We start from the raw sequence: 564 nt of genomic DNA, 5'->3' as shown, positions 1-564 counted from the left end.
AATTTAAAAACCTTCGCCACGTACTAACTCAGCCAGCGTTGACAAGCGTTGTTCACTTTGCTTGACGTATGGGTTCTCGGTATCCCACGCGTAACCAGCCAATATTGCACTGATCATCTGTTTAATGCGTGGATTTGGAGCTTGGTAGAAAATCACGTCTTGAAGCGTGCCGTTGTACCATCCTTCCACATAAGTGCGGAACGTGTTGACACCAACCATCAAGCGTTCTGAGTACTCTTCTTGCCAATCAACCACTTCGCCGTTCAATTGACGCACAACGCAATCAGCAGCAAATTGAGCCGACTTCATCGCGATAGTGACACCCGATGAGAATACCGGATCCAAAAATTCGCCCGCGTTACCAAGCAGCGCGTAGTGTTCTGTGGCTAAGCGTTTGACGTTCGCTGAATAGCCACCCAACTCTCCTGCAGGATTTGGGTACTTCGCGTTTCGCAATAAAGACGCCAAACCCGGCTCTTCATTAGCCAACTGCTGCAAAGCTGCAAGCTTATCTTCTGGGTATTGCTCGAAAAACTCAGGCTCACCCACCACACCAAACGAACA

Annotated in this window: 1 protein-coding gene; it reads right to left on the bottom strand. The window is 48.9% G+C overall.

Annotation, left to right across the window (positions count from 1 at the left end; translation table 11 throughout):
* Nucleotides 1-3: 3 nt before the first annotated feature.
* Nucleotides 4-564: NAD(P)/FAD-dependent oxidoreductase (locus R7040_RS28765; protein ID WP_411978231.1), on the bottom strand; the 561-nt coding region annotated here is incomplete at its 5' end.

This window comes from Vibrio sp. 1069 (assembly GCF_033340555.1).
This window is presented reverse-complemented; position numbering and strand designations above follow the sequence as displayed.